This is a genomic window from Rosistilla ulvae (assembly GCF_007741475.1).
GTDB classification, from domain to species: domain Bacteria; phylum Planctomycetota; class Planctomycetia; order Pirellulales; family Pirellulaceae; genus Rosistilla; species Rosistilla ulvae.
Genome location: NZ_CP036261.1, coordinates 1,146,305 through 1,172,521, shown reverse-complemented (window position 1 = coordinate 1,172,521; position 26,217 = coordinate 1,146,305). Strand labels below are relative to the sequence as shown.

Sequence of the window (26,217 nt, the reverse complement as noted above, 5' to 3'; positions counted from 1 at the left end):
GAGTTAACCAATTGCCCGCGCGAGAAGTTTCTACGGACGTTGGACGATCAAAGCTGCATCCATAGAAACGGCTGGCTGCGACGCAAGTTCGCGGCGTTCCTCGGGCTATGCGACATCAATTGAGAACAGCCAAAGATTCAACATCCAGCGTGACCGACGTCACATCGACTGCCAAACTTCGGAGCGCATCGACCGCTTCGCGAATCGCCTGTTCGAGCGTATCTGCCCGACGATCGAACGCGATCGCCAACTTGCCATTTTCCACCGACGCAGTTGCATCGTCGCACACGGAATAGATCGAATCGACGATCGATGGATCTGAATTACGATTCGTTTGAACGGTGAATGCATAGACCTGCATCAACTCAAGCTCCAATAGGGTTCGGGCATCTATCAACCTTGCGTCGAATTCGACGAGCGTGGTCTTCGGGATTGCGGGGAGTGCTATGGATAAAGATCAGACAATCGCTGTGCCCATGTCGACAATAAATCGTTCCATAAATGTGCGCCCGACCGCCAGCTTTCTCAAATCGCCACCCATGTAATTTCCCGTATTCGAGTGCTTCGCGGATGTGCTTGTTCGGGTGCGCCATGTCACGTCCACCAACGTACTCATTGTATCAGTTGTCTACGAGAACATGCGTTCCGTAGCCTGCAAGAGGATCGAAATGCTTCGAGACGCGTGGCGTTCTTGAATTGGTTTCCCCTGTTCTCTCCCGTTCGCAACGACACGATTCCGCCAAGTCGGCCCGCCGATTACAACGCGATCGTCGCGGACAGAAACCGCTCACAGTTAATCGGGCCCAGCAAAACAATTGCGAACTAGGCTGAAGCAATCAATGCAGGGACGGCAAAGCCAATAACATCGCTTTGCTCATGAAATCCGCCGAGACCGGCGGCAAGCAACCTGTGGCGGATGGTTTGCTATCTCGCGTGCCGAGGAATCGCGATGAGTATTTGATTTCACGCCTCCGCCGATCGCGTATAATCAACGGTTACGCGACGCTCTTCGCCGCGTGTCCTCAGCTTTACCGCTTGAACTTCCTCCAAGGTCAGTAATGCAAGTCAAACTGTTTTTCATCTTGATTGTCGCCGTCTCGATGACAGCTGCGCGTGCCGACGATCCAACGACTCGCGTCGCCGCAGCTGCGCCGAACGATGCAACTTTGGAAACCGCCGCGGCGGAGCGTGGGTACCGATTCCTGACGGAAAAAGCTTACCTGTCCCCCGATTTTCATCAGTCCGATTTCGATGCGTTGTGGGAGGTCTGGCCGCCCGAACTGCGAGCCCAAGCGGCCGACGCGACTGTCGAGCAACGGCGGCAGATGGCGTTTGAACGCTATGGTCTGACCAAGCGTCCCAACGACGATAGCGGCCGACCGCTGCAATACGTCGTCGATGACGCGGGCAACTGGACGATGAATTGCTTCTCATGTCACGGCGGAACGGTTTACGGCCAAGTCGTTCCCGGAGCACCTAACAACGCATTCGGCCTGCAGACACTCAGCGAAGAGATGCGGAAGGTGAAGTTTCGCAGGGGCAAACGACTTACGCGGATGGAATTGGGATCGGCGGTGCTGCCCCTGGGGACCACACACGGGACCAGCAACGCCGTCATCTTTGGAATCGCGTTGATGAACTATCGCGACAAAGATCTGAATCTTGTGTTGGATCGCCAACCACCGCCGATGTTGCATCACGATCTCGACGCGCCACCGTGGTGGAACTTACATAAAAAGGACTTTGTCTATATCGATGGTTTTGCGCGGCTGAGTCATCGTGGGCTGATGCAGTTCATGCTGAGCCGAGGGAATGGGCCGGAGCGGTTCAGGGAATGGGAATCGGATTTCAAGGATGTACTCACCTACGTGCAGGGCCTTCGTCCGCCGAAGTATCAAGGTTCGATCGACGACAAATTGGCTCAACAGGGCCATGTCGTTTTCAATCAAACCTGTGCAGAATGCCACGGAACGTACGGCGACGGAGGCGAATACCCGAACCGCCGGATTGCCCTGGACGACATTGGCACCGATCCGATTCGGCTGCTCGCCTTGCCAACGATAGCCAAAGAAAAGTACGTCGAGAGCTGGTTCAGCGATTACGGCCGCGATGGTTCGTATGCAGAATCGACCGGATACGTCGCGCCGCCGCTTGACGGCATCTGGGCGAGTGCCCCCTATCTGCACAACGGAAGCGTTCCGACGCTTTGGCATTTGCTGCATCCCGAGCAACGCCCCAAGATCTGGCGGCGAACGGCAACAGAGATCGACGCACAGCGCGTTGGTTTGCAGATCGAACAGGTCGATCGAGTTCCGCTGACGCAGACCGACTGGGCAATCCGCCGGACCTATTTTGATACGCAGCAGGTGGGTAAAAGTGCCTCCGGCCACGACTACCCCAGCAAACTCTCCGAAGCCGAGCGGACGGCAGTGCTGGAGTATCTCAAGACGCTGTAGACAGAGAATACCTATGGATAGGGGGGGGCCACCACACGCCCCATACCCAGGTCACCTGGGCCCCGCCAGCACCCCCCGTCCAACCATGCATCCCGCACTGCTCAGGCCGCACGATCTGTGCGGATTATGTCGACGCCCCCCCACAACTAAGGGTCGACTCATCCGAACTGTATGGAGAGATAGCATACGGTCGCCGATTGGATTCCCTAACGGGACCCCAAGGGGCTGTCTCCAACAGCGAGGCAATGTGGTTCCATCACACGAGTGGCGGAAGGGAATCTGATGAATCATTGTTTATCGCTTAGGATCACTTGGAAGGTATGTCTGGCATGTCTTCTTGTGACATCGACGGCCCAAGCTGGCGAATTGGCAGAAACCTATGAGGCGATGCAGGAGAACGGATACAGCTTCACCGGCAATGTGACTCAATTTGGTTTCGGCGTGGTCGGCGGTGGCAACGACAGCCTGCCCGACTCGCTTCTCTACAGCGGTCACGGCGACTATCTGTTGAACGTCGACGCCAGCAAATTTGGTCTGCAAGATGGGCTGTTTTTTCGGTTGCGCGCCGAGCATCGCTTTGGCGAACAACTCGATCCGGCTAACACCGGGTCGGTCATGCCGCCGACGATCGCCAGTCATCTGCCGGCGGAGACCGAGAACCTCTACATCACGAATCTCGTCGTGACCCAGGCGCTGTCGGAGAACTTTGCCCTCTTCATGGGTAAGTTCGATACGCTCGATGGCGATCGCAACGACTTCGCCCACGGCCGCGGGGTCTCTCAGTTTTCGAACCTCGCGTTGGTCACCAACCCCGCCGCGATCGTCGGATCACCTTACTCCAGTCTAGGAGCCGGGTTTGCCATCTTGCACGATTACGAGCCACTGTTCGTGTTCACGATCATGAACCCGACCGACACGACGCGAACCAGCGGTTTTGATGAACTGTTTAACAATGGCGCGCTGCTGACCGCGGGTCTTCGCGTGCCGACCAACTTCTTTGGAAAACGTGGCCACCAATCGTTCACAGCGCTCTATTCGACTCAGTACTTCAGCGAACTGGTCCCCGACCCACGCGCGACGATCTCTAAATCAGGAAAGCCCGTCACAGTCACGCTAACAAACAAGCAAGAGGGCACGTACGCCTTCTTATATAACTTTGACCAGTACCTTTACAGCGACCGCCAAGGACGCGGATTTGGTCTGTTCGGACGCGTGGGCGTTGGAGACCAATCGGTGAACCCACTGCGTCTGTTCTTGAGCGCTGGTATCGGCGGTCACAACATGCTCTCGCGCAGCCGCCGCAACGATTCCTTTGGCGCTGGCTATTACTACCTCGACGCGACCAAAGATGCATCCCTGTTGACCGATATCGCTACCGCCACAAGTGAAGGCCTCCGCGACGGCCAAGGACTTGAACTGTACTACAACTTCAACATCTGTTCGTTCATGGATCTGACGTTCGACTACCAACTGATCGGCTCGGCCTCCGACTCTTCATACTTCGAGGACCCGACATCGATCCTCGGTGCAAGGTTGAACATTCGGCTGTAGAGTCGAATCGAAAAAAGCGCCGCTGTCGCAGCACTGCGGCAGCATCGCCAACGCCCAAAATGCGTCCACGCGAGGCCCTGCATATTGCTCGGCATCGCGTGTTGCGTTTTCATTGTGCGCCACGGTGTAACGTGTTGCAGACGCCAAGCAACTACAGCGACCGTATCGCTATCGATCCACCAAACGGATCGCACCGTTGAGCTCAGGATCGACAAACGATTGGAGTTTTTTCTCGTCGGAGAGGAAGTCGACCGAGAAAGGTTGGTCGGGAAGCGGCTGGTTCAGCGAAAACCAGTGGCAATCGATCGTCGTTGGCGCATAGCTTGGCTCCACCTCACCTGTCAAATTACCAGGGCCAGGCGTTGGATAAATGCGATTTTCGACAAGGACCGTTCTGGGAACGTCGTGTTCGTCGATCCGTTGCCACTGAAACCGAGCCCGCGCCTGAATCGATGGATACAACTTGTCGCGCCAGAAGGTATGGTAAATTCGCTGGAACGAACGAACCGTTGTCGTTTTGGCATCAAAACGCCACTGCAATTGAGTAAATTGTTTGTCCGAATAGGGAGTAACTTCGGGCCTTGCCAATTCCACCTCCACCCGATCCTCCTTGGCAGACACGGATCCCGAATTCGCCGAGGCTAGCAACTTTAGCAAGATTTCATTTTCCGAGACCGATCCGCCGATCCCCAACTTGCGAAAATCGACATTGCCTTCTCCTGGGAACGAGGACGATTTATCCGACTCCCGCATCCTCTTGCTCACTTTGCCACCGTCCAACTCATAGCGTTGTCCATCCAAATACAAGATCGCTAGGTACCGAGTCGTCAGCGGAACATCGGCTGCTGGTTCCTTCGCCTCGTAGGCCCGCTTTAAGTTCTGACTCTTTCTCGCAATCCACAAATAGCGGTTCGCCTGCGCATCAAACATCACCCGCTCGACAGACCTGTCTTCTAACAAGCGGCCATCGGGAAGCAGCATCATCGTCTCGCGCCGCGCTGCAACATCATATCGGGCGATGGCTTCCGCTCGATCGTTGATGCTTTCGATATAGCTTCGCGCATCAGCTATTTGTTGCAGGTCGGCCTGTCCCCAGCCGATCGTCGCTGGCAATACCAGCCAACACAAGATCCGTTGCACACCGAACATCAGTCCTCCTGCGGTTCGCTTCCGACTTCTAAACATCGACATGGACGTGGCTCTCACACGAAAAGGGCGGATGCGAATCGCTGGCACTCTCAGCGAGGAAAACCGACGCGAGTATTTACGTAATAGACCTTCCCATCGGTTTTGACCTGCCACTGAATCGATTCGGCTTCCTCGACAAATCGCTCCGGCACAACGGCTTCAACACGGTAAACGCCAGCAGCCCCCAGTGGATGTGTCGTCACGTCCATTGGATGTTCGCCGAGATGCGCAGCGACGACCACGGGAGCTTGGGTGGCTGTTTTCGTTTCGGCAAACCGAGCGGCCGATTCTTCGGTCGGGTACAAGCGAACGAAAGCCGTCACGGCATACGACTTTTCGTCCGGGGCCGGCCTGGCGAACAGCAATCCGGGGCGGACCGTCACCGGGACGCGATACCTTACCAGACAGGTGATCATATCTTTGCGGTTCGAGACCGGATCCTCGATCGTTAAAGTCCCTGCCAGTTCCGATCGATTGGGATCTTCGCGATCGACTTCGAATTGCAACCAATCGCGATCCTGCCAATGGACGATCGCCCCGCGGGCGTTACGAAAGTCACCGGTCCCCGTGACGCTGACCTTTGCCGCATCGATCGGTTTGGTGATCGTAACAGGGATCCGTTCCACGCATTGGTTGTCGGAACTGTCGCACGAGAACTGCGCGGTCTTCGTATGGAACCGCAGCAGTTCGCTAACCTGGAAACGCAATCGCACCGTCTCGCGGGCCGTTCCCTTGCCAGCGGGAGCCAAGTAGATCGCAATGCTTTGATCGACTTCATGGCTGAAGTTGGGGATCGTCAAGTCAGCGTGAATCGTGAGTTCGCCGCCTGCGGGAAGCGAATCCCCCGTCGCCTCCGCCTGATTCAAGCTGCCGTTCAGCTTCAACCGGTCAAACTGCACCGCGCGGGACAATCGATTGACGACGCGGACCTCGACATCGACCTTCTCTCCCGCGGGCAACCAACCTAGATCGGCTTCGGCCGTCGAATAGCCGCCGATTCCTGGCAGCAGCTCGGCATCGACTCGGATCGGGTCGCTCCCATAAGCGATTCCCACGAGAGATATCAGCCCGAGAAGAAAACCACTGCAACGCAAACGCCGAACGGAGACCATTGCACCCTCCCGAGGCTAATGCGGGGCGACAACCACCCCAACAAGAGGCACTATATCATCCAGATTCCGCCGATGTCAAAGAGAAACGGAAACGGAAACGGACCAGCAAATAATGTCGGTTCACGGCAACGTCAAATCGCCAGCTTTGCCGAGCAGCTGGAGGCGTAGGTTGAGCGCGATGGATGCGAACAATGGCGAGAGTCTGCGTTCCGCGGCCGGGGACCGTTCGCAAAGCGACCATTCAGTCGAGTTTTATGGCTGCCGCACAGCGGGCTTTGTTCGCCGATGCGGCTGGCGCAGCAGCGTCGCTCCCCACGGTGGTCTCTCGACGGAAATCGCCCGCTGGGATACAACTTAACGTCGAGCATTCTGAGCTTGCTTGTATAGCGTTGACCCCAAAACTGAAAACGCTCACTTCCAACCTTGACACCCTTGCTCGCACTTCGAACCAAGGTCCTGTACTGGAGATATAGACGGATGAAAGAAACGCAAATTTTGGCGGCGCGCGCGGGCGAGACCACTCCCGAGATGGAGTTCGTTGCGAAGCGTGAAGATTTGGCGATCGATCTGGTACGCGACGAAGTGGCCGCCGGACGGATGGTGATCCCGGCCAACAAGGTGCACGTCGCCGGACGACTGGAACCGATGGCGATCGGGATCGCATCGAAGTGCAAGATCAACGCCAACATCGGCAACAGCGCGGTCACTAGCAACGAAGGCGAAGAGCTGGAGAAGCTGCACTACGCTGTGCATCATGGCGCCGACACGGTGATGGATCTGTCGACCGGCAAGAACATCGATCAAATCCGCAAATCGATCATCGACGCCTCGCCGGTTCCAATCGGAACCGTGCCGATCTACCAGATGCTCGAAGAACTCGGCGGCAACATCGAAGACATGCGTGCCCAGCACTTTCTGGACATGGTCGAACATCAAGCCAAGCAGGGCGTCGATTACATGACGATCCACTGTGGCGTGTTGTTGGAGCATCTGCACCTGACAGTCAACCGCGTGACCGGCATCGTCAGCCGCGGCGGTTCGCTGATCGCCAAGTGGATGATGGTTCACAACAAGCAAAATCCTTTGTATGACGCGTTCGACGATCTGTGCGACATCATGCGTCAATACGATGTGACGTGGTCGTTGGGCGACGGTCTTCGTCCCGGTTCGATCGCCGACGCGTCGGACGCGGCTCAGTTCGCCGAACTGGAAGTCCTCGGCGAATTGACCAAGCGAGGCCAAGATCGCGGCACTCAAGTGATGGTCGAAGGCCCAGGCCACATCCCGATGCACGAGATCGAGATGAACATGAAAAAGCAAGCTGAACTGTGCAACGGCGCTCCGTTCTACGTGCTTGGCCCGTTGGTCACCGACATCGCGCCCGGATACGACCACATCACCAGTGCGATCGGCGCGGCTTTGGCTGGCTGGCACGGCGCTGCCATGTTGTGCTACGTGACTCCCAAAGAGCACCTGGGTCTGCCGAACAAAGAGGACGTCAAGCAAGGTTGCGTGGCGTACAAGATCGCCGCTCACAGCGCCGACTTGGCTCGCGGACGCAAGGGCGTGCAAGATCGCGACGACGCGCTCAGCAAGGCTCGGTTCGAATTCGATTGGAAGGAACAGTTCCGTCTGTCGCTGGATCCCGAAACCGCGCAGCGTTACCACGACGAAACGCTTCCGCAAGAGACCTTCAAGAGCGCTCACTTCTGCAGCATGTGCGGACCGAAGTACTGCTCGATGAAGATCACCGAAGAGATCCGCGAGATGGCCAAGGAGAAGCAGTTGGTCGAACTGCCAACCAAGTAACCGCCGCTACTGGAACACCACGGCGAGAGCAGGGGAGAGCAACGGATCCCCTGCCAACCGTGGAAACCTTGCCGTTAACATTAATTTAATCGAGGCGAGGCGTTGATTTCGCGCAGCGCTTTGGGGTAAAGAGGTTCCATTGAGTAGCCGTGGGATATGGCGAACATATCCCAGCACTCCCTTTGCCTCCCCAATCGCAAGGCGATCCGTTGAAGAGCAACCTAATAAAACGCGGCTTCTTGAGCCTGCTGGCTGCCCAGTTCCTGGGGGCCATGAACGACAACGTCTTGAAGATGTTGTTGACGTTTATGGTCATCGACGGTGCCTGGGCGGGGATGCTTGGCGACGGCGGCCAAGGAATCGTCGGCATCTGCTTCACGATTCCCTTCATTCTTCTGTCGGGATACGGCGGCCAAATCGCCGATCGCTATTCGAAGCGTGAAGTCACGCTGTGGGTCAAGATCGCCGAGGTCCCGATCGCGCTGATCGCGATGGTCGGCTTCTATCTGGGCAACCTTTGGATCACGCTGCTGGCGTTGGTCGCGCTGACCTGCCAGAGTTCCTTTTTTGGGCCAGCCAAATATGGCATGATCCCCGAACTTGTCGACGATACCGACCTCAGCCGCGCCAACGGCACGATCAACATGATGACCAACGTCGCCGTGATCGTCGGCACGCTGCTAGGCGGCGTTGTGGCCGATCGCTACAGCCCACAAGATGCATCACTGACGCCGATCCAGTGGCTGCCCGGTGCTGCGCTGCTGGTGATCGCGATCTTGGGACTGATCTCTGCGGTCTTCATGCCGCGGTTGGAACCGGGGGACCGATCGATGAAGTTCGACTGGAACCCCTTCGCGACCTACCTAGGTTCGATCCAAGAGATGGCTCAGTCTCGCTTTCTGATGGTGATGATGGCCTGGGGCTACTTCTATCTGCTGGCCGGGCTGGCGCTTTTGATCCTGCCCGAATATACGGTTGTGCTGGGGATCGATCGGACTGAAGCGAGCGTCCTGCTGGGCGTGATGGGAGTTGCGATCGGCGTCGGATGCGCGGTTGCCGGATTGATCTCCGGACACCAGATCAATCCGAAACTCGTCCCGATCGGCGCCGCCGGTCTTGTCTTCTTCTTCCTCCTGCTGGCCTTCGTTCCGCCAACGCTTCCCGACCAGGGACCGATGGTCCGCGTTGCGCTCAGCAACACCGCGGGCTTTGTCTTTGGTGCCGGCTTCTTCGCCGGTTTCTACATCATCCCGCTGCAGTCCCTGTTGCAGAAGCTCTCCCCCGACAATGAGCGCGGCCGATTCCTGGGAACCGCCAACGCGCTGTCGTTCACTTTCCTGACGATCGCGTCGTTGATGTATTGGGCGATCCGGCCGATGTTCGACGACCAACCGCAGCGGATCTTTGCCCTCTGCGCCGCGATGATGGCTGCCGGCGCCGGCTTCTTTTTATGGCGACTGCGCGGCACCGGAATCCTGATCGGCAACCGGCCGACAACTGCAGAATCGCCCACCGCAGCGGAAGCTGCTGAATAATCCGGGCCTCTCTGGATCGGCAAAACGCTGGGCGAAGCCTCTTCGCGGCCCGTGATCCCGATGTGCAGTCAACCTCCGGCGCAGTCCCCAATTCAGTTACCAGTGGGGGCTGCCTGGGCGATGCAGCTCGCTCGGTGGCCCCTGGCGGCAAATTTCCTTGAGAGATGTTACAGAACCGTTACAGCGATGTCTCTTTGCGAAAACAGTCGCTTCTCGACAGATCTTTAAGATTTGGGCATCGGAAACGAGTTCAATTTCATTTAGGAAGCAAATCCCATGGCAACCGTAGTCGACGACGCCTTTGACCTAGCAGAACAGACCGGCATCGATGCTGGTGAAGTCGCAAAAAGCAAAAAGCAAAAGGCAGCGAACCTTTCGCGAGAAGAGCGAACGATCGTCAATACGTATTCGATTATCTGGCTTGTTGCGGCCCACGTCGGTGCGATCTTCGCGATCTGGACCTTCACCTGGCCTGCGTTGATCGCCATGGTTACCCTCCACTGGATCACCGGCGGCCTGGGAATCTGCCTCGGCTACCATCGCTACCTGACCCATACAGGTTTCCAATCGCACCGCTGGGTCAAATATATGTTTGCCGTGATTGGCAGCTTGGCTGGCGAAGGCTCGCCCCTGGACTGGGTCGCCGACCATCGCAAGCATCACGCCGAGAGCGATCAGCCGGGCGATCCCCACTCGCCCAACGACGGGGCGTGGTGGAGTCACATGTTCTGGCTGGCCTACAGCACTCACGACGGCGACCGCGAAGCCTACTTCAAGCGTTGGATTCCCGATTTGGCGGCCGATCGCGGGATGCGATTTATCGAAAAGATGTTCCTGCCACTGAACTTCGCCTTGGGCGTCGCTTTGGCTGTTGGCGGCTACCTTTACGGCGGCAGCGAGATGGCGATCTCGATGGTCGTCTGGGGCATGTTCCTGCGACTCGTCTTCGTCCTGCATTCGACTTGGCTCGTGAATTCAGCGAGTCACATGTGGGGCTATCGCAACTACGAAACGACCGACAAGAGCCGCAACAACTGGTGGGTCGCTTTGGTCACCTACGGCGAAGGCTGGCACAACAACCACCACGCTTATCCACGCATGGCGAAGCACGGCCACAAATGGTGGGAGATCGACCTGACCTTCATGGCGATCCGCGCGATGCAAAAAATCGGCCTGATCTGGAAAGTCGTCGATTACCGCAACGTCGCGGAAAAGAATGCGAAGTCGGCCAAATAACTGGTCCGACATAACGCACTGATAACAACTAGCCGCCGGTGGTTCGTTCAACGAACTATCGGTGGCTTTCTTTTTGCCTGCAGCTCTTCACAACCGAATCGTCGTCTCGACCGCCGCTGGCCAAAGCGTAGCAACAGAGCAGGGGCGATGGAAAACCTTCTATCGCCGCAGTACAAACCGCCGGGTGTAGGCGATGAATTGGCGGTCGAGCTTTTGCAGGTCGCCAAACGCATCTCGGAACATCTGCAACCGTTCGCGTGGCCCCAGCGATTCCAAGTACTCCCCTTCGCTCAGCTGCTTCAGATAGGCGACGTACTGCTTCGGTTTGGTCTTCAGCAAAAAGTAGGTCAACGCCCAGGCTTCGGCATAGGCAAACGAAGCGGTTGCCGAATTGGTCAACCGGCTGTCATCTTGCAGCAGCGTGACCAACGAATCGGCTGGCCGCTGAGGCAGATATTGGGCGAACCGCAAACGATTGACTTCGTTGATCCGGCCGATCTCGCGCCACCCATCGCCGCGCTTCAGGTCGGGCGACTCAAAGAAGACCGCCATCCCTTCGCTGACCCAATAAGGATTGTCGGCGTAACGTTTTTGCAGGCCGCAATTGTAAGCCAACTGATGCGTCGCTTCGTGGACCAATGTGGCGATGTTGCGGTCGACCAAGAAGCCGCCAGCTCGCACCCCGGCTCCCTCGCCGATGTCGTAGGTCGTCATCCGGTTGGTTTGTAAGTTGTAGTAACCGATGATCGATTCCGCGGCGTCCCCCGCTTCGGGACGAGCGTAGCGTTGAAAACTAGCTTTGTCCTCGAAGACCAACGCGACCAAAGGAAACCGCGGCTCGGGCAGATCCCAACCGTTGTTCTTCCAGAACGCATAAAAGCCTTTGTACAGCTTCTCGAACAACCCGGCACAGTATTCGACAAACGGAGCGTCGGCGTTGGAGACGACGACGTAGTGAGCGGTTTGCATGACGCGAAATTCGCTGCCAAGGGTCGCGACCAATTCGGCAACGGCCACCTCGGGGCTGGGGATCTCGACAGGCATCGAATCCTGCTTGCGGTCTTTAATCTCCTCGGGCTGAATCGTCCAAATCTGGCCATCGTTGGCCTGAAACAACAACCCGCCATCCTGAGCTTCCAACAACGCTTCGCCACAAACCTTAAACGTTTGTCCCCCTTGCACAAACGTCACGTGGTCCGCCGCAACAACCTTGCCCGCGAGCAGCGTCGTGAAGATCAACATCCATGTCACGCCAAGCAGCGTCCACACATTCAAATTTCGATTGCGAAGCATGAGGTTCCATCAGAGGGTTTGCGACCGGCCAACGTACGCATCTATCATACGCTTAACGACGGCCCATCGTAGAACGACAGACATGAAAAAATAGAACCGCTGCGATAACCAAGCTGCTAGCGATCAGGCAGAGCCCCGATTCTTGATAGCGAACGCCGCTGTGCAGCAAACCAAAAACCCGCCGAGCGACGGTGGAGACTCCCGGCGGCATCACCAATTCGGTTGCCGAGACCTCCCCCAATGCAACCACCGCTGTCACAAAACCACAGATCGCCAAGGGCCACGCGATGCGTGGCATTTCGATATATCGCAGCCGCTGCCACCAGCCGGCTCCATCGATGCGAGCCGCTTCGTCGACGCGGCGATCGGTAGCGTAAAAGCTGCCGATCAGGATCAGCGAGCACAACGGAACCGATCGATGCATTACGGCCAGACCTGCTGGAATCAAGCTGCGATCGTACAGTTCTCCCAGCCAAGCGATGCCGCTCTGAGAAAACAGCCGCATGATTCCCATGCTGATCACGGGCCCGGGAATGAACAGTAACACCAAGCAGCCGATCGCAACAAAACCCAACCGATATCGACCAAGCCACGACAACACGAGGGATACCGGCAGCGTCATCGCGATCGCCGTCGCCGCTAGCATCGCGGTCCAATAATATTCGGTGCGAAACATCGTCGCCGCCTGAGTCAGCGTGGCGGACGCTTGGGCCGCCGACCATCCCGAGTGCAGCTCTCCATCGACCGCCTGCACAGTCCAGCCGGCCTTGATCCCCAAACTGACTAGCGGCAATAGAATCATCAACGTCGCCAACCACGCCAGTCCGGCCAGTCCAAAGACCTCCGTCGCCAGGCCGTTGTCGACGACCGACGGCTGCGTCCGCCCAGTCGCGCCGCCGAGTGGCCTTAAAATCTGACGACGCCCCAAAAGCCACAACAACACGATCCCGATACACAACACGATCGGCAACAGCATTGCCAGCAAGATCGGAATCGGCTGTGGCGACAGCGCATACTGAAAGTAGACTTCGTCGGCGAGCGTTCGAAATCCGTACAGATCGACAACGGAGATTTCGGTCGCCGCGATCAATGCCACCCACAACCCACTGGCCAACGTCAACAGATAAGTTCCCGGCAGTGTCACTCGTAGTGCCGCTCGCAGCGGGCCGGCATCCAACCGCGCCGCCTCTTCACCAGGAAGCGGTCCGCGGCGTAAAAACGCACCGACGATCAACGCAACCCAGGCGGCCCCGGCGATCCCGTGGATCCAAGACGATGCGACCAGGCCGGCGAAGAAACTGCCTCGCGCCGTTACGCCCGACAATGGCAGCCAGCCGAATTTCCCCAGCGTCGCTTCCCACGCCGCTGCGTGAATGAACAACGGCAGCGAGATCGCAGCGATCGGAATCAGACGCCACAGCCAACGTCCGCGGCGGACCAAACGTTCGGATAGATAAGCGTATGCCCAACCGATCAAGAGAGCGATCGCGGTTGCCAGAACCATCAACGAGAGGGTGCGGAGAGTAGCCTGCACAGCGCGGGTGTCCGTTCGAACGACGTGTCGATTGAGTTCCGCGTCGGCACCGCGGATCAGGGTGCAAACAGACGCTTCGATACAAAAAAATGGCACGCCTGCGTCCCGCTAGGACGCAGCGTGCCATATCGTATCGCGTTGCCTCGAGAACCGCTCAGCGGTCCCCAAAGAAACTACATGGTGTAGCCGTTCTTCAAGTCGGGCTTGACCATCCAATCGTACTTGTCGGTCCCCAGAACCTTCATCTCTTTAGCGTTCCAGCTGATCTTTTCGCCTTGCTTCTCGTTTTCGTCAGCCGCGAAGACAGCCAGGTTTCCAAGCAGGATGGTTTCGGTCAAAGGACCGGCATAGTTTGGGAAGTTGCTCTTCGCTTCTTTGCCCGTCTTGATCGCCATCGCCAATTCGCGGAAGTGACCTGGCGAACGGTCGTAATCGACCTCCTTCTTCTCTGCTCCGCCGAGCATTTCGAAGGTGGCACCGTAATCGTTTGGCGAATACAGGCTGCCCTTGGATCCAACGACCAAGCAGCCGCTGCTGGACAAGCCCTTCTTGGCGAACGATTCCGATCCCGCGAACAGCGACTGAGCTGGCAACTTGCCACCGTCGTACCAGTACAGCTGAGTCGCGCCACGCCAATCGTTGGCAGGGAACTCAAATACGATCTGCGACCAGGACGGGTAAGTGATCTTGTTGTGACCACTGGTCGTCGCTTGCACGCTGGTTGGGTTTTGCAAATCGCAACCCATGTATGGCATGTTTAACGTGTGGCAAGCCATGTCGCCCAACGCACCGGTACCAAAGTCCCAGAAACCACGCCACTTAAACGGATGATAAGCGCTGCTGTAAGGACGCTTTTCAGCTGGGCCAATCCATTCATCCCAGTGGATGTAGCTTGGCACTTCTTCGGCCGCGGGTTGGCCGATGCCTTGTGGCCATACCGGACGGTTGGTCCAAACATGCACCTCTTTCACATCGCCGACGGCCCCCGCTTTGATCATCGCCGCAGCTTCGCGAACGCCGCTGTTGGCGGTTCCCTGGTTGCCCATCTGAGTCTGGCACTTGTTCTCCGCAGCCAGTTCGCCCAGACGACGCGATTCCCAGATCGTGCGAGTCAGTGGCTTTTGCGTGTAGCAGTGCTTGCCTAGCGCAAGCGCCGCGGCAGTTGCCACACCGTGGCAGTGGTCGGGTGTGCTGACGGTCACCGCGTCGATGTTCTTGTCCTTTTCTTCGAGCATCTTGCGGAAGTCATAATACTTCGATGCGTCGGTGAAACGTTCGCCCGCCTTGTTCAATCGCTCGTCGTCGATATCGCAGATCGCAACGACTTTGCCCGCTTTGCCCGCGTCAGCCGAATCGCTCGAGCCCTTGCCGCCGACACCGATACAAGCAAACCGGATCTCTTCGTTTGCGGCCAAGCTCTCCTTGGGTGCGATACCACCAGCAACCCAATAACCAGCACTGGCGACGGTGGTGGCTTTCAAGAAGGTTCGACGTGAATTGTTTTTTTTCATATACAGTCTCCAGTTCAAGGTGGGAATCGCACAGGATGGCCGGTCAAAACGGAATTGACACGTTATCGGTCTAATCTTTGCGCCGTCGTGGAATTGCCCATATTTTGGCGTTCCCCATTCTACGGTGGCCGTCTCTACCACACACGGCGCGAAATGGGGAAATTATTCCGGCTATAGGATAGCTGGGACTGGAGCGATCATCAAATAGATCAGTGCTAGCGATCTTACCGGCAGCCATCCCAAGACTCACGAGGCTCCTATCCATCAGCCGATATCAGAAGCAGTCGCTCAATTCTCTCACCCCCTGGAGCCATAACCGTGTGGCGTTCGCTATTTTTAGCGCTGGGCATCATGCTCACCGTCGTCGGTGCAGAGTGCCTGGTGATCGACAGTGCAGCCCTGCATGCCGCCAGCGAAAAACCTAGCGGTTCGTTCCTCGCGGCTGCTCCAACGGGCCCCTCAACTCGCAACTTCACCCCCTCGGAATGGTTTCCTTGGTCGATGATGGGTGCGGGAACGTTGACAATCCTCTACGCCCTCACGCTCCGCCGGTCGGCCCCAGCCGAGGGTTAGAGCTAGCAGACTTTTTTTCTCCACAATTTCCCAGCTAGCTATCCCCAAAGGGGCTGCAAGCCGGAAAAGCTCACCCGCCGCAGCACCGCCGCTATAAAAAGTTCTGCGGCAGCGTCTCGCCACGGCGATCGCGATCGGTCCACACGATCGGACTATCGGGCGGTGTCATCAACAGATACGCGTCGTCTTGGTAGCTCAAACGCCAATGCAACTGCGACTGCATCGCGTCGACGATCGGCGATCCCACCGGGACCACGACCGCGTCGCTGGGATAGCGATCCAGCATCTGTTCCCACCCCGGTTCACCGCGATAGAACGCGCGGTGCTCGTCGAGCAGTTCGGGCGGATAACCGACTTCATATCGTCCATCGATGCTGATCAAGACGTCGGGGTACATGTGCCACATCACGTAAGCACCGGCCCCAAAGGGCAACTGCAATCGCCCGCGGAAGTGATTCTCTTTTAAGTATTCGACGACTCCAACAGGCTGATTCCCCGTCCCCATCTCCGCCGACTGGACCGGCAACACGGTGTACCATCCGCCGACGTAGAAGAAGTACGCCAAACTACCGACTATCGCTGCGACAGCGCCCCGCTGGACAGCACCCTGGCGTTGGCAGATCCAAGCCTGGATCGCCGGCCCCATTTTGCAACGCGACAACAACGGCGGCGCATAACACATCCAAACCACGCCGTAGATCGAACCGTGGCGAATGTGACGCAGGGCGAGATAAGCGGTCACGATCAACGAGAGTGTTCCGATCGCGCGACGCCAGCCGAGTTGAACCACAGCAACGGTCGTCAGCACAATCGTCATCAGATAGCTGAGCAGCGTCAGCCCTGGGTTATACGTTGTCCACAGCGGTCCCCATTCGGCGATTTCGGGGCGAGGCAAGCGAACCGCATGCAATACGTACGGAGCGTACTGGGCGCCATAAGGCGTCAGCCCCAACGTGGCCGTCGCAGCGATCAACAGCCCAACGCGGTGCCAATAGCGATGGACCAAGCGTCGCATCAGCCAGCGTCGCTCTCCAAGACGTCCCTGTCGCCATTGGTTCACGAGATCGGCAGCAACGCGTTCGAACGTGTCGATCGCCAACAGTCCCGCGCCGACCAAAAAGCCAGCGTGAATATTGACCCACACGAACCACAACGGCAGCAACATCAAAACCCAACCGCGGCGCCCACGACGGTCTTCATCGACCAAGCGTAATTGCACGGCGGTGAACAGCAGCGTGACCAATTGTGCCCGCAGCGTCCCGAAGCCGACCCAAGCGATCGGCAGGATCAAGAGCGCCGCCAACGCGAAGACGATCGGACTGGCGCCGCGTCGTCGAGCGGTCATGTAGGTCGCTGAAACGATCCCCAGGATCAACATCCATCGCAGGATCGTCAGTCCCATCAGGCCCCAGCCTGTGGAAATGCAGAAGCCATACAACAGTAAGCCCATCGCCCATTCATGATGCACCGACGGGTAGACCGTCGGCGTGAAGGCAAAGGGATTGTCCAACGGCAACTCGCCTCGGAACATCGCTTCGCGAACGAGCGCCAATTCGTGATACATATCGTGCATCACAAAGTTCATCTGCGCAATCCAAGCGGCAAACAAACATCCCGCCGCCGCTAACAGCAACAACGCGAGACGCTTGGCGGTAGGATCGGGCAGAGAGCGCTGGGCGGTTTGCATAGCAGAGATCTTGCGAGGCGAAAAACACACCGCGAAATCCCGATGGACGCCGGTGTGATGAACCCTAGCACGAAGCTTGCCTGGGGCTTCGAGATGCCGATCGCAGACCGCTGCTTTTCCCTAGAATTTGCTCAGCGATCGGTCTCCCAGCGACGATCGCTCGCGATGTTCGGTCGCCGCGGAATTTGTTAAAGCCGACCGCGTCGACGACTTCGCGTGGCACAACCGCTGGAATCGATTTAATCCGCAGCCTTTAACACTGGCAGTTATACGATAAGTCATTGTGAGTTGTCGCGACCGAACGCTTGCCAGTCTAGTGAGAAGTCTTTCGTTCGTCGCAGGCCGTTCCACATCGCATTTATCCGAGTCCGGGCCGCAGGCTCGGCCATTTGCATAGCCCAGGCCATCGGCCTGGGTTCTAGTGGCGATGATTGACATGGTTGGGCTGTAGGCCCGGTCGATTGTCACCACCTACCCCGGGGCGTTGCCCCTTCGCCCATTGTGAAATGAAACCGGGCGACGTCGGCTGATACCCAGCCCTGCAGGCTGGGCTATGCAAATTGCTGGACCTTCGGCCCGCGCCAGGCCTGTGAGGAATGTTCCTGTCCCTTTCGCCGTTGTCTGCGACTTGCGCATAAGTGACAGCCTTTAACATCCGGCTCGCTCAGCGCCGATACTTCGCAATCGCCTCGGGCAGCGGATAGGAAGTGATGTCTCCCTCGGGTCCTTGAGCTTCGATCTCACGCAGTCGCTCGAACCCGCGACTGACCAAGGTCTCGCGCTGCTGAACGTACTCCGGATCGAGCTCTTGTTTGCTGAAAGCCCCTTCGCAAATCAGCGGCTCGAAATCGGGATGCACGATGAATTGGCCAACCGCTGGGTTGCAGCGGATGTGGCGTTCGGGCGTCGTGTGCAAACGCTCGGGATCCAGTTCGCCGATCACAAACCGCAGATAGAGATCGCTGTCGCTGATGTTCCCCACATCTTCGCCGCAAACTTCACACAAATACCCTTCGTCGCAGCGAGCCATTCGAAAAACAAAACCGATTGAGATGGAGGAACTAGAAAACGAGCATCGCCAACATGAACTGGCGATGCAACAGATAAACGTCGAAATGAGCCGAGACCGTGTCGGTTAACCGCGTTGATTTTCCGCGTCGTCGGGCGTCCGACCGAGCACGACGTCGAAGTGACAAGCAAATTCGCCGGTCTTCGATTCGGGCACCGGATTAAAATCGGCGACTAACAATTCGCGTTGCGCAGGATCGGTGATCCGCCGGAAGACGCCATCGCGAGCATTCCCGGCGTAGCCACGGATCATCAACTGAGTCGTCAGCACTTTGCGGTCGTTCTGTTTGACGATAATGTGAATGTGCGGGGCAGGGCGACCGGGATACTCGACCGGCTTGATCGTGCGAAAACGGTACTCGCCCATCGCTCCGGTTTCAAACCGACCAAAGCCTTGGAAGTTTGGATCCTGCTGTTTCTTCTTGCCGTTGCTGTCGCGCGAGTGCAGGTAGACGGCGTTGGCATCGCATTGCCAAATTTCGATCGTCGCATCGCGGACGGGCGAACCCGCCGGCGTCAAAACGCGTCCTGTTAGATGAGTGATCTGTCCCACCGCCGGCGTCGTGCTGTCGTTCATCAAGATCAGATCATTGTCTTGATCCAGCGGCAGTTTATCGGGATAGAAAGGCCCTTCGGTCAGCGGCGGCGTCGACTGCAATTGCTCAGCAAACAAACCGGGCGTTGCAAAAAAGGCCGCCCCGCCGACGGCGAGCAGCGAGCGACGGGATAACGGAAAACGCGTCGATGGATTGTGCATAGTCGGGCCCAGTTTGGCGGAAGCTGACGTCATATTAAGGTTCAACACCGCATGCAGCATACCAGATCGGCTCGATCGATAAATCAACAGTTTTCAGGCAATAACTGCAGTGGTTCGACGAATGTCTTACCAGTCGATCGGGGCACGGCCGACCATTCAATTCGGTGGCAATGCTGGCAATCGTTGCCTCCCCGTTTTGTAAGCGTTGGCAAAACCGACCGAAACATGCTCTCGAGCCCGGGGTTCAAAGCCGTCTGCAAGCCCTAAGCCCACCCTAACAAGAAGGTCATTTACGATGGAAACTTTTTTCGTTGCCTGCCCTTCCGGCCACCAGGTTCCGGTCTCTATCAACCACTCCGACGCACCGCTCCAATGTCCTCAGTGCGACGGAATGCTCGAATCAGGAATGCCGCGGACAAGTTTGTCCGATACCGGAGCGATGCGGATTTTGGAAGCGAGCGAACTAGCACCTCCGGCCCCAAAATCAGCCACCGCGTCGCGTCCCTGCCCAATCTGCCGGACTCCAGTCTCCGAGGCGTCCGCCGCATGCGCCCACTGCCAAACCTACCTAGCGAGCCCCCCCGACTTCCTCCGCGACCTAGCATAAGCCGGAACCACCAACCTCGCGCCGGGCGTTATGCATCAACGCGTCTCAATCGCTCATTGTTACACAACCGTCGTGTTGAATCACGAAACCGGCCACAGTAAACCAACACGTTAGAGCGCAAGCCATTGTCACAAGGCAATGGCCCTATCGGTCGTGACAAAACGGTGCAGGCCCGGAACAACCGGCTCGCAAAACACTCGCTTGCGCGTCGTGCTCGTATCTTGGCGTCGCGGAAGTCGTGAAGACTTTCGATCTGCGGCAAGTACCGCCTACGAAACTCTTGCCGCGTTTCGCTACGAGAGGCCGAGGACGTCGAACATCGAGTAGAGGGCTGGGGGACGGCCTTGGATCCAGCGGGCTGCGGCTAGGGCGCCCGATGCGTAGCAGTCGCGGTTGCTCGATGCGACGCGCAGCTCCATCGTCTCGCCTAACATGCCGTAGACGATCGTGTGTTCGCCGGTGTTGTCGCCGACGCGGACCGCGTGGTAACCGATCTCATTGAGGGAACGCTGCCCCGTCTCGCCCTCGCGGCCGTGGACGTGCTTGGTCTCGCCATCCAACTGGTCAGCGATCAGTTCACCAAACTTCAGCGCCGTGCCGCTGGGAGCGTCGACCTTGTAGCGATGGTGTCGCTCGATGATCTCGATATCGACGCCGCCGGGAACGTTCTTCAAAGCCGCCGCGGCTTGTTCGGCCAGCTTCATCGTCAGATTCACCGCCAGGCTCATGCTGGGTGCCCAGACGATCGGGATCTGCTTGACCGCTTCGGCGATCGCCGCTTGCGTTTCGTCGGACAACCCGGTCGTCGCGATCACCAGCGGCGTCTTCGATTCCAGACAGTTCGCAACAGCGCTGGCCACCGCATCGGGCAACGAGAAATCGATCGCCGCGTCGCATTCCGCTGGCCAATCGGCCGACAGCGGAACTTCGTTCAGATCGCAACCGGCCAGCCCGCCGGAATCCTGTCCGAGCAGCGGATGTTGCTGATGATCGATCGCAGCGATCACCTGAAATGCTTCGTCAGCGGTCGCCAACGCAACAACGCGGCGCCCCATGCGACCGGCGGCACCGTGAACTGCAAGCTTGATTGGTTGCGAACTGGTCATAGGACATCAATCAACGGGGCTGAGCGTGAGCACCCGTCGAAGCGCAAGTCGATGCAACGACCTGTCTGCCGCGTGGGCGACCAGCAAGGGGAGTGCAGGGCAGGGAAGCATCCGCCCAAGAAACAAGGCATCGAACCGAGATAGCCTCAGCCCAATGCCGCATCCAGAAAGCGGGCAACGCGTCGATCGCGTCGCCCCATCGATCGCCAACAAGCGAATTAGCTGCGGCGACGTTCTTTCAGACGAACGGCCTTGCCGACGCGATCGCGAAGGAAGTACAGCTTGGCACGACGAACGACGCTGCTGCGCTTGACTTCGACCTTTTCGACGCGTGGCGAGTGCAGTGGGAACTTACGCTCCACACCTTCGCCGGAGACCATGCGACGGACGGTGAACATCTCGCGAGTTCCCGAACCGCTGCGAGCGATTACAACGCCGGTGAAGACCTGGATGCGTTCTTTGGCACCTTCCAAAATCTTGGTGTGCACATCGACGGTATCGCCGATGTCGAACTGAGGAACGTCGGATTTAAGGCACGTCTTTTCGACGAGATCCATTACTTGTTGGCTCATAGGAATGACTCCGCTTGGCTGATGGTGATATTTTTGTTTGGTTGCTGGCTAGCAACAATTTTGGTTTGTCGTCAGAGCAGGTCGCTGCGACGTTCGGCTGTTCTCTTTTGAATCTGATCTGCACGCCAAGCGGCGATCTGTTGATGATTTCCACCCAACAAAACCTCGGGCACTTCGTGGCCCCGAAATTCTCTCGGTCGAGTGTACTGCGGGAACTCCAACATTCGATTCCCGCGTGAGAACGAATCGTCAAAGCTACTAAACTCATCTCCTAACACACCTGGCAACAATCGGACCACCGCGTCGATGACAACCATCGCAGCGACTTCGCCACCATTGAGCACAAAGTCACCAACGCTCAGTTCCTCGGGTTCCAGGATATCGATCACTCGTTGATCGAACCCTTCGTAGCGGCCGCACAGCAACATCAGCCGCGGTTCGGTCGCCAACTCTTCGGCCAACTGCTGATCAAAGCGACGGCCTTGAGGTGAAAGCAGAATTCGCCGGGCGGGGCGATCTTCTTTGCTTTCGATCTCTTCTACACAATCGACCACCGGAGGTGCCTGGATCAACATTCCAGGGCCGCCGCCAAAGGGACGATCGTCAATCTTATGGTGCTTCTCGTCGGTCGACCAATCGCGCAAGTTGTGGCAATGGATCTGGACCAGCTGATTTTCGATCGCCTTATTTAACAAGCTCTGTGTTAAATAGCCATCGAAGATCGCCGGGAACAAGGTCACGACATCAAAGCGCATTCTATTATTCGCTAGCTGCTTCCGCAGGTGCGGCTTCAGCGGCCGGAGCTTCAGCTTCCGCCTTTGGCTTGGCTGGCTTTGGCGCTGGAACCGGACGACCGGCTTGCATGCGTTGCAAAGCTTCGCGTTGCTTTTCCAGGTGAGTCCCTTCGGCGCCATACTTCTTGATCAAGATTTGGCACTTGTCGCTAGCTTGAGCGCCAACACCCAACCAATAGTTGATGCGTTCGCCCTTGAGGATCGCACGGGCGTCGGTTTCAGGAACGCTGGTGTCGTAATAGCCCAATTCTTCGATAACCTTGCCATCGCGAGGGTTACGTTGGTCGACGGCGCACAAGCGATAAAACGGTCGGTGGGCACGGCCCATCTTCTTCATTCGGATTCGAACTGCCACGTGGTTTTCTCCAGGTAGTGGTCTTTTAATCGTATCTATGTATCAAACGGCTGATTGGTCAGCGAGGATCACTCTGAATTTTCAAACGCATTTTTACGCGTAATCGATCCCGAGTGACAGCTTAATCATTGCAATCACTTCGATCGTCTCAATTTCCGCAGCTCTTTTTCACGCTGCTTCTTCTGTTTCGCCCGTTCGGCGGCCGACAACCGCTTCCCAGTCGACTTTTTCATCTTCAACGCCCCTGGATTGGACCCATCCAATGCACCGCTTGATTGCAGCTGACGCATCAATTGCATCCGATCCCCTACGCCGCCACCCGCCATTGCTTGCATGATCGGCTTCATCTGCTCGAACTGCTTAACCAATTGCGTGATCGCAGACGCCTGAACCCCAGCACCTTTGGCGATCCGGGTCCGACGCGAGATATCAATAATTTTTGGATTGCGACGCTCTTCCAGCGTCATACTGTTGATCGCACCGATCGTCTGTTTGATCCCGCCAGCGGCTTCTTCGCTGTTCATCAGGTCTTTCAGCTGGCCCATGCCAGGCATCAAACCCATCATCTTGCCCATCAGCCCCGGCTTGGCGACCTTCTCCATCAAGCCTTTAAAATCATCGAGCGTCATCTCGCCCGACTTCATCTTCTCTTCAAGTTCTTCGCGCTGACTTTCGTCAACGATCCGATGAGCCTCCCGCGCCGCGGCGACCATGTCGCCCATCTGCAGGATTCGGCCGGTCATCCCCTCGGGACGAAACGGCTCCAACGCGTCAAAATGCTCACCCGTACCAATGAACTTGATCGGCACGCCCGTGACATGCTTTACACTCAACAACGCGCCGCCGCGGGCGTCGCCATCGAGCTTCGTCATCACGACGCCATCCAGCTCCAGAGCTTCATTAAAAGCACCTGCACTGTTGACAGCATCCTGTCCGGTCATGCCGTCGACGACCAGATAAACCTGGTCCGGCTTGACGCGTTTGTCGATCCGCGCCAATTGATCCATTAACTCTTTGTCGATCGCCAACCGACCGGCCGTATCCAAGATGACGACTCGCGCGCCCTCCTGTTGAGCTTGCTTAACGCCCGCTTGGCAGACCTTAACCGGATCGCTGGCACCATCTTCGGCATAAACCGGCACGTCCAATTGACGCCCGATCACCCGCAATTGCTCGATCGCAGCGGGGCGTTGCAGGTCGGCCGCGACCAACAACGGCTTGATGTTCTCTTCTTTCAGCAGCTGTGACAACTTTCCGCAAGTCGTCGTTTTACCGCTACCCTGCAGGCCGCACATCATGATGACCGTGATGCCGTCGCTCTTGAGATGCAGCGAGGAATCGACAGGCCCCAGAATCTCGACCAGCTCGTCATAGACGATCTTGACCAGTTCTTCGCCCGGCCGCAGGCTCATCAGCACGCGACGACCGGTTGCCTTTTCGGTCACATGCTGCATGAACGACTGGACAACCGAATAGCTGACATCCGCTTCGAGCATCGACTGCTCGACCAGCTTCAGCCCATCGCGCATGTTCGCCTCGGTGAGCTTGCCTTTACCACGCAAGCTCTTGAAGGCGGATTGCAGTCCGTCGGACAGCGATTCAAACATGCAGAACGATCCCCAGTCAGGTGTACGAAGCCACGTATTCTATAAGAACCGCTTTAGGATCGTAAAGGCTCGACGTGTTGTCAATACGACGACATTCGCACGCTATTTCGCGCAGAATCGCCCCAAATGAGCCGACGAGGCGATCGCCGAGGGAAAAGAATTGCTAGCCAAGCGAAACACATCCAGCCCAAAACCGCATCCGCAGAGGTGCTCAGGACACCCCATACGCACAAGCCCGACCGAAAAATGAGCCTTCCGGTCGGGCAGTTTGAGATGCCAGAAATGCCGCGGCGGCGATGGCGTATTGGCCAGCCGGCCGATGGCTATTGAGCGGCTTTGTTATCGCAGGAGGTGACTTTGTGGACGACAACCAGGTTGTGGGCATTGTCCATTACCCCGGTTCCGGTCACGAAGACCAACCGGTCCCCAGCGACAAGATGCCCTTCCCGGCAGCCCCAGCGGCTGACTTCCGAAAACAGTTGTTCGGTATTGTCCAACTGGCTTACTCGCAGCGGTTTGATCCCCCAAAACAGGCTCATCCGTCGCAGCGTATCTTCGTTGTCGCTGACTCCCAGCGTCGGAATCAGACTCCGCAACTTACTTTTCACCCAAGCGGTACCGCCGGTGCGCGTGACCACGACCAGCATCTTGGCTTCGATCGATTCCGCGATCTGAGTCGCACCGTAAGCGACAGCCGACGTGATCGGATGAGCCCGATCGATCGTTTTGATCAGGGTTTTCGAAGCTCCAACCAACTCGCGTTCGGTATGCTGCTGAATCCGGAACATCATGTCGACAGCTTCGACCGGATATTCGCCGATCGCCGTCTCACCGCTCAACATGCAGGCATCAGCACCGTCGAGGATCGCGTTGGCGACGTCGCTCGCTTCGGCTCGCGTGGGGCGAGGCGAATGGTGCATCGATTCGAGCATCTGCGTCGCGACGATCACCGGCTTCAGTTTGTCGCGGCAGACGCGAATGATCCGTTTCTGTGCGACAGGCGTCTCGGCGACGTCGATCTCCACGCCCAGATCGCCACGAGCGACCATCACGCCGTCGGAAGCTTCGACGATCGCTTCGAGATCTTCCATCGCCTCGCGTTTTTCGATCTTGGCGATCACCATCGCCTTCGATTCGTAGGTGCTGATCAAGTTCTTCAGCGATTCGACGTCGCCAGCGGTGCGGACAAAACTGAGGCTGATGAAGTCGACGCCTTCTTGAGCGGCCCAGATCGCGTTGTCGACATCCTGGCGACGCATCGCCGAAATGCTCAACTTCACCCCCGGCAGATTGATTCCCTGGCGGCTGCGGATCGTTCCGCCCGCCAAGACATCGCAGACGACGCGATCGGCGGTGACCGACGCGACTTGCAGCGAGACATTGCCGTCGGCCAGCATCACGCTGTCGCCCGCCTGCAGTTCGTCGAGTAATTTGTCGTAGTTGCTGGTCAGTTCGCTATCGACAGTCGACTGTTCGCCGCGAATCAGCGTCACCTGCGAACCGGTCTCGCATTGATAGGGATCGCACGCCAAGGTGCCCAAGCGAATCTTAGGCCCGGCGAGATCGTACAGCACGCCGACGGGAAAGCCGACCTGCAGCGAGGCTTTCCGCACGTTGTCGAGCGTCTCCTGGTGCGAAGCCCGAGAGCCGTGGGCCGAATTGATCCGGAACACAGCGACGCCGTGCTGGATCAGATTGGCCAACTGGTCGACGCTCGAGCACGCTGGCCCAATCGTCGCCACAATTTTGGTACAAGGTTCATCCGGGGTCGGTCGGGACATGCGTCTGCCTTTCGAGCCGTGTTCGGGATCTTGATTGCCAAAGTATCCGATTTCGTTCACGTAGGTTTGCGGTTTCATCGGCTTG

At 57.5% G+C, this 26,217-nt stretch carries 21 protein-coding genes; 6 read left to right on the top strand and 15 right to left on the bottom strand.

Features of this window, described 5'->3' with window-relative positions; all coding sequences use genetic code 11:
• Positions 1–115: 115 nt before the first annotated feature.
• The gene (locus EC9_RS04295; protein ID WP_145342661.1) at positions 116–361 is read right to left on the bottom strand and encodes a hypothetical protein; all 246 of its coding nucleotides are present in this window, start codon (positions 359–361) and stop codon (positions 116–118) included.
• Positions 362–1,058: 697 nt separating this feature from the next.
• Here EC9_RS04295 and EC9_RS04285 point away from each other — a divergent pair.
• Positions 1,059–2,456, top strand: a complete 1,398-nt coding sequence (locus EC9_RS04285) for a c-type cytochrome (protein ID WP_246105955.1) — start codon at positions 1,059–1,061, stop codon at positions 2,454–2,456.
• 339 nt (positions 2,457–2,795) lie between these two features.
• Positions 2,796–4,007 (top strand): carbohydrate porin, encoded by a 1,212-nt coding sequence (locus EC9_RS04280; RefSeq protein WP_218934581.1) that lies wholly within the window; start codon positions 2,796–2,798, stop codon positions 4,005–4,007.
• A 168-nt stretch (positions 4,008–4,175) separates the two neighbouring features.
• Here the strand turns inward: EC9_RS04280 and EC9_RS04275 are convergent, their stop codons facing one another.
• Positions 4,176–5,198: a hypothetical protein gene (locus tag EC9_RS04275; protein WP_145342655.1), complete on the bottom strand. Its 1,023-nt coding sequence runs from the start codon at positions 5,196–5,198 to the stop codon at positions 4,176–4,178.
• Positions 5,199–5,245: 47 nt separating this feature from the next.
• Positions 5,246–6,250: a hypothetical protein gene (locus EC9_RS04270; RefSeq protein ID WP_145342653.1), complete on the bottom strand. Its 1,005-nt coding sequence runs from the start codon at positions 6,248–6,250 to the stop codon at positions 5,246–5,248.
• Positions 6,251–6,784: 534 nt separating this feature from the next.
• Here EC9_RS04270 and thiC point away from each other — a divergent pair.
• The 3 genes from thiC to EC9_RS04255 all read left to right on the top strand — a co-directional run bounded on the left by thiC (position 6,785) and on the right by EC9_RS04255 (position 10,887).
• Positions 6,785–8,116, top strand: a complete 1,332-nt coding sequence (gene thiC, locus EC9_RS04265; protein WP_145342652.1) for a phosphomethylpyrimidine synthase ThiC — start codon at positions 6,785–6,787, stop codon at positions 8,114–8,116.
• Between the two features lie 182 nt (positions 8,117–8,298).
• Positions 8,299–9,651: an MFS transporter gene (locus tag EC9_RS04260; RefSeq protein WP_145342650.1), complete on the top strand. Its 1,353-nt coding sequence runs from the start codon at positions 8,299–8,301 to the stop codon at positions 9,649–9,651.
• A gap of 276 nt (positions 9,652–9,927) precedes the next feature.
• Positions 9,928–10,887 (top strand): acyl-CoA desaturase, encoded by a 960-nt coding sequence (locus EC9_RS04255; RefSeq protein WP_145342648.1) that lies wholly within the window; start codon positions 9,928–9,930, stop codon positions 10,885–10,887.
• Positions 10,888–11,046: 159 nt separating this feature from the next.
• On the opposite strand, the gene EC9_RS04250 is transcribed toward EC9_RS04255, so the two are convergent.
• From EC9_RS04250 to EC9_RS04240, 3 genes are all read right to left on the bottom strand, one after another.
• Entirely contained in the window at positions 11,047–12,180 is a 1,134-nt protein-coding gene (locus EC9_RS04250; RefSeq protein ID WP_145342646.1) for a DUF1570 domain-containing protein, read from the bottom strand.
• A gap of 52 nt (positions 12,181–12,232) precedes the next feature.
• Positions 12,233–13,810 carry an ABC transporter permease gene (locus tag EC9_RS04245; RefSeq protein ID WP_145342644.1) on the bottom strand — a complete coding sequence of 526 codons (1,578 nt, stop codon included), beginning with the start codon at positions 13,808–13,810 and terminating at the stop codon, positions 12,233–12,235.
• A 77-nt stretch (positions 13,811–13,887) separates the two neighbouring features.
• Positions 13,888–15,225 (bottom strand): Gfo/Idh/MocA family protein, encoded by a 1,338-nt coding sequence (locus EC9_RS04240; protein WP_145342642.1) that lies wholly within the window; start codon positions 15,223–15,225, stop codon positions 13,888–13,890.
• Positions 15,226–15,543: 318 nt separating this feature from the next.
• On the opposite strand from EC9_RS04240, the gene EC9_RS04235 reads away from it, so the two are divergent.
• Positions 15,544–15,798, top strand: coding sequence for a hypothetical protein (locus EC9_RS04235; protein WP_145118120.1), 255 nt, complete (start codon positions 15,544–15,546; stop codon positions 15,796–15,798).
• A 91-nt stretch (positions 15,799–15,889) separates the two neighbouring features.
• On the opposite strand, the gene EC9_RS04230 is transcribed toward EC9_RS04235, so the two are convergent.
• From EC9_RS04230 to pyk, 9 genes are all read right to left on the bottom strand, one after another.
• Positions 15,890–17,485 carry a hypothetical protein gene (locus EC9_RS04230; protein WP_145342640.1) on the bottom strand — a complete coding sequence of 532 codons (1,596 nt, stop codon included), beginning with the start codon at positions 17,483–17,485 and terminating at the stop codon, positions 15,890–15,892.
• Between the two features lie 664 nt (positions 17,486–18,149).
• On the bottom strand, positions 18,150–18,515 hold the full coding sequence (locus EC9_RS04225) for a hypothetical protein (RefSeq protein ID WP_145342638.1): 366 nt from the start codon (positions 18,513–18,515) through the stop codon (positions 18,150–18,152).
• Between the two features lie 105 nt (positions 18,516–18,620).
• The gene (locus EC9_RS04220) at positions 18,621–19,310 is read right to left on the bottom strand and encodes a dioxygenase family protein (protein ID WP_145348998.1); all 690 of its coding nucleotides are present in this window, start codon (positions 19,308–19,310) and stop codon (positions 18,621–18,623) included.
• Positions 19,311–20,210: 900 nt separating this feature from the next.
• The gene (gene dapB, locus EC9_RS04215) at positions 20,211–21,023 is read right to left on the bottom strand and encodes a 4-hydroxy-tetrahydrodipicolinate reductase (RefSeq protein ID WP_145342636.1); all 813 of its coding nucleotides are present in this window, start codon (positions 21,021–21,023) and stop codon (positions 20,211–20,213) included.
• Between the two features lie 218 nt (positions 21,024–21,241).
• Entirely contained in the window at positions 21,242–21,595 is a 354-nt protein-coding gene (gene rplS, locus EC9_RS04210; RefSeq protein ID WP_145342634.1) for a 50S ribosomal protein L19, read from the bottom strand.
• Between the two features lie 71 nt (positions 21,596–21,666).
• Positions 21,667–22,350 (bottom strand): tRNA (guanosine(37)-N1)-methyltransferase TrmD, encoded by a 684-nt coding sequence (gene trmD, locus EC9_RS04205; protein ID WP_145118110.1) that lies wholly within the window; start codon positions 22,348–22,350, stop codon positions 21,667–21,669.
• A 4-nt stretch (positions 22,351–22,354) separates the two neighbouring features.
• On the bottom strand, positions 22,355–22,744 hold the full coding sequence (rpsP, locus tag EC9_RS04200) for a 30S ribosomal protein S16 (protein WP_232529999.1): 390 nt from the start codon (positions 22,742–22,744) through the stop codon (positions 22,355–22,357).
• 134 nt (positions 22,745–22,878) lie between these two features.
• Positions 22,879–24,351, bottom strand: a complete 1,473-nt coding sequence (ffh, locus tag EC9_RS04195) for a signal recognition particle protein (RefSeq protein ID WP_145342632.1) — start codon at positions 24,349–24,351, stop codon at positions 22,879–22,881.
• 323 nt (positions 24,352–24,674) lie between these two features.
• On the bottom strand, positions 24,675–26,210 hold the full coding sequence (gene pyk, locus EC9_RS04190; RefSeq protein WP_246105954.1) for a pyruvate kinase: 1,536 nt from the start codon (positions 26,208–26,210) through the stop codon (positions 24,675–24,677).
• Positions 26,211–26,217: the final 7 nt, after the last annotated feature.

Excerpts from the sequence above, each read along its gene's own strand:
- EC9_RS04295 (WP_145342661.1), bottom strand. The coding sequence starts at position 361 with ATGCAGGTCTATGCATTCACCGTTCAAACGAATCGTAATTCAGATCCA.
- EC9_RS04285 (WP_246105955.1), top strand. The coding sequence starts at position 1,059 with ATGCAAGTCAAACTGTTTTTCATCTTGATTGTCGCCGTCTCGATGACA.
- EC9_RS04275 (WP_145342655.1), bottom strand. The coding sequence starts at position 5,198 with ATGTCGATGTTTAGAAGTCGGAAGCGAACCGCAGGAGGACTGATGTTC.
- thiC (WP_145342652.1), top strand. The coding sequence starts at position 6,785 with ATGAAAGAAACGCAAATTTTGGCGGCGCGCGCGGGCGAGACCACTCCC.
- EC9_RS04255 (WP_145342648.1), top strand. The coding sequence starts at position 9,928 with ATGGCAACCGTAGTCGACGACGCCTTTGACCTAGCAGAACAGACCGGC.
- EC9_RS04250 (WP_145342646.1), bottom strand. The coding sequence starts at position 12,180 with ATGCTTCGCAATCGAAATTTGAATGTGTGGACGCTGCTTGGCGTGACA.
- EC9_RS04240 (WP_145342642.1), bottom strand. The coding sequence starts at position 15,225 with ATGAAAAAAAACAATTCACGTCGAACCTTCTTGAAAGCCACCACCGTC.
- EC9_RS04230 (WP_145342640.1), bottom strand. The coding sequence starts at position 17,485 with ATGCAAACCGCCCAGCGCTCTCTGCCCGATCCTACCGCCAAGCGTCTC.
- EC9_RS04225 (WP_145342638.1), bottom strand. The coding sequence starts at position 18,515 with ATGGCTCGCTGCGACGAAGGGTATTTGTGTGAAGTTTGCGGCGAAGAT.
- EC9_RS04220 (WP_145348998.1), bottom strand. The coding sequence starts at position 19,310 with ATGCACAATCCATCGACGCGTTTTCCGTTATCCCGTCGCTCGCTGCTC.
- dapB (WP_145342636.1), bottom strand. The coding sequence starts at position 21,023 with ATGACCAGTTCGCAACCAATCAAGCTTGCAGTTCACGGTGCCGCCGGT.
- rplS (WP_145342634.1), bottom strand. The coding sequence starts at position 21,595 with ATGAGCCAACAAGTAATGGATCTCGTCGAAAAGACGTGCCTTAAATCC.
- trmD (WP_145118110.1), bottom strand. The coding sequence starts at position 22,350 with ATGCGCTTTGATGTCGTGACCTTGTTCCCGGCGATCTTCGATGGCTAT.
- ffh (WP_145342632.1), bottom strand. The coding sequence starts at position 24,351 with ATGTTTGAATCGCTGTCCGACGGACTGCAATCCGCCTTCAAGAGCTTG.
- pyk (WP_246105954.1), bottom strand. The coding sequence starts at position 26,210 with ATGAAACCGCAAACCTACGTGAACGAAATCGGATACTTTGGCAATCAA.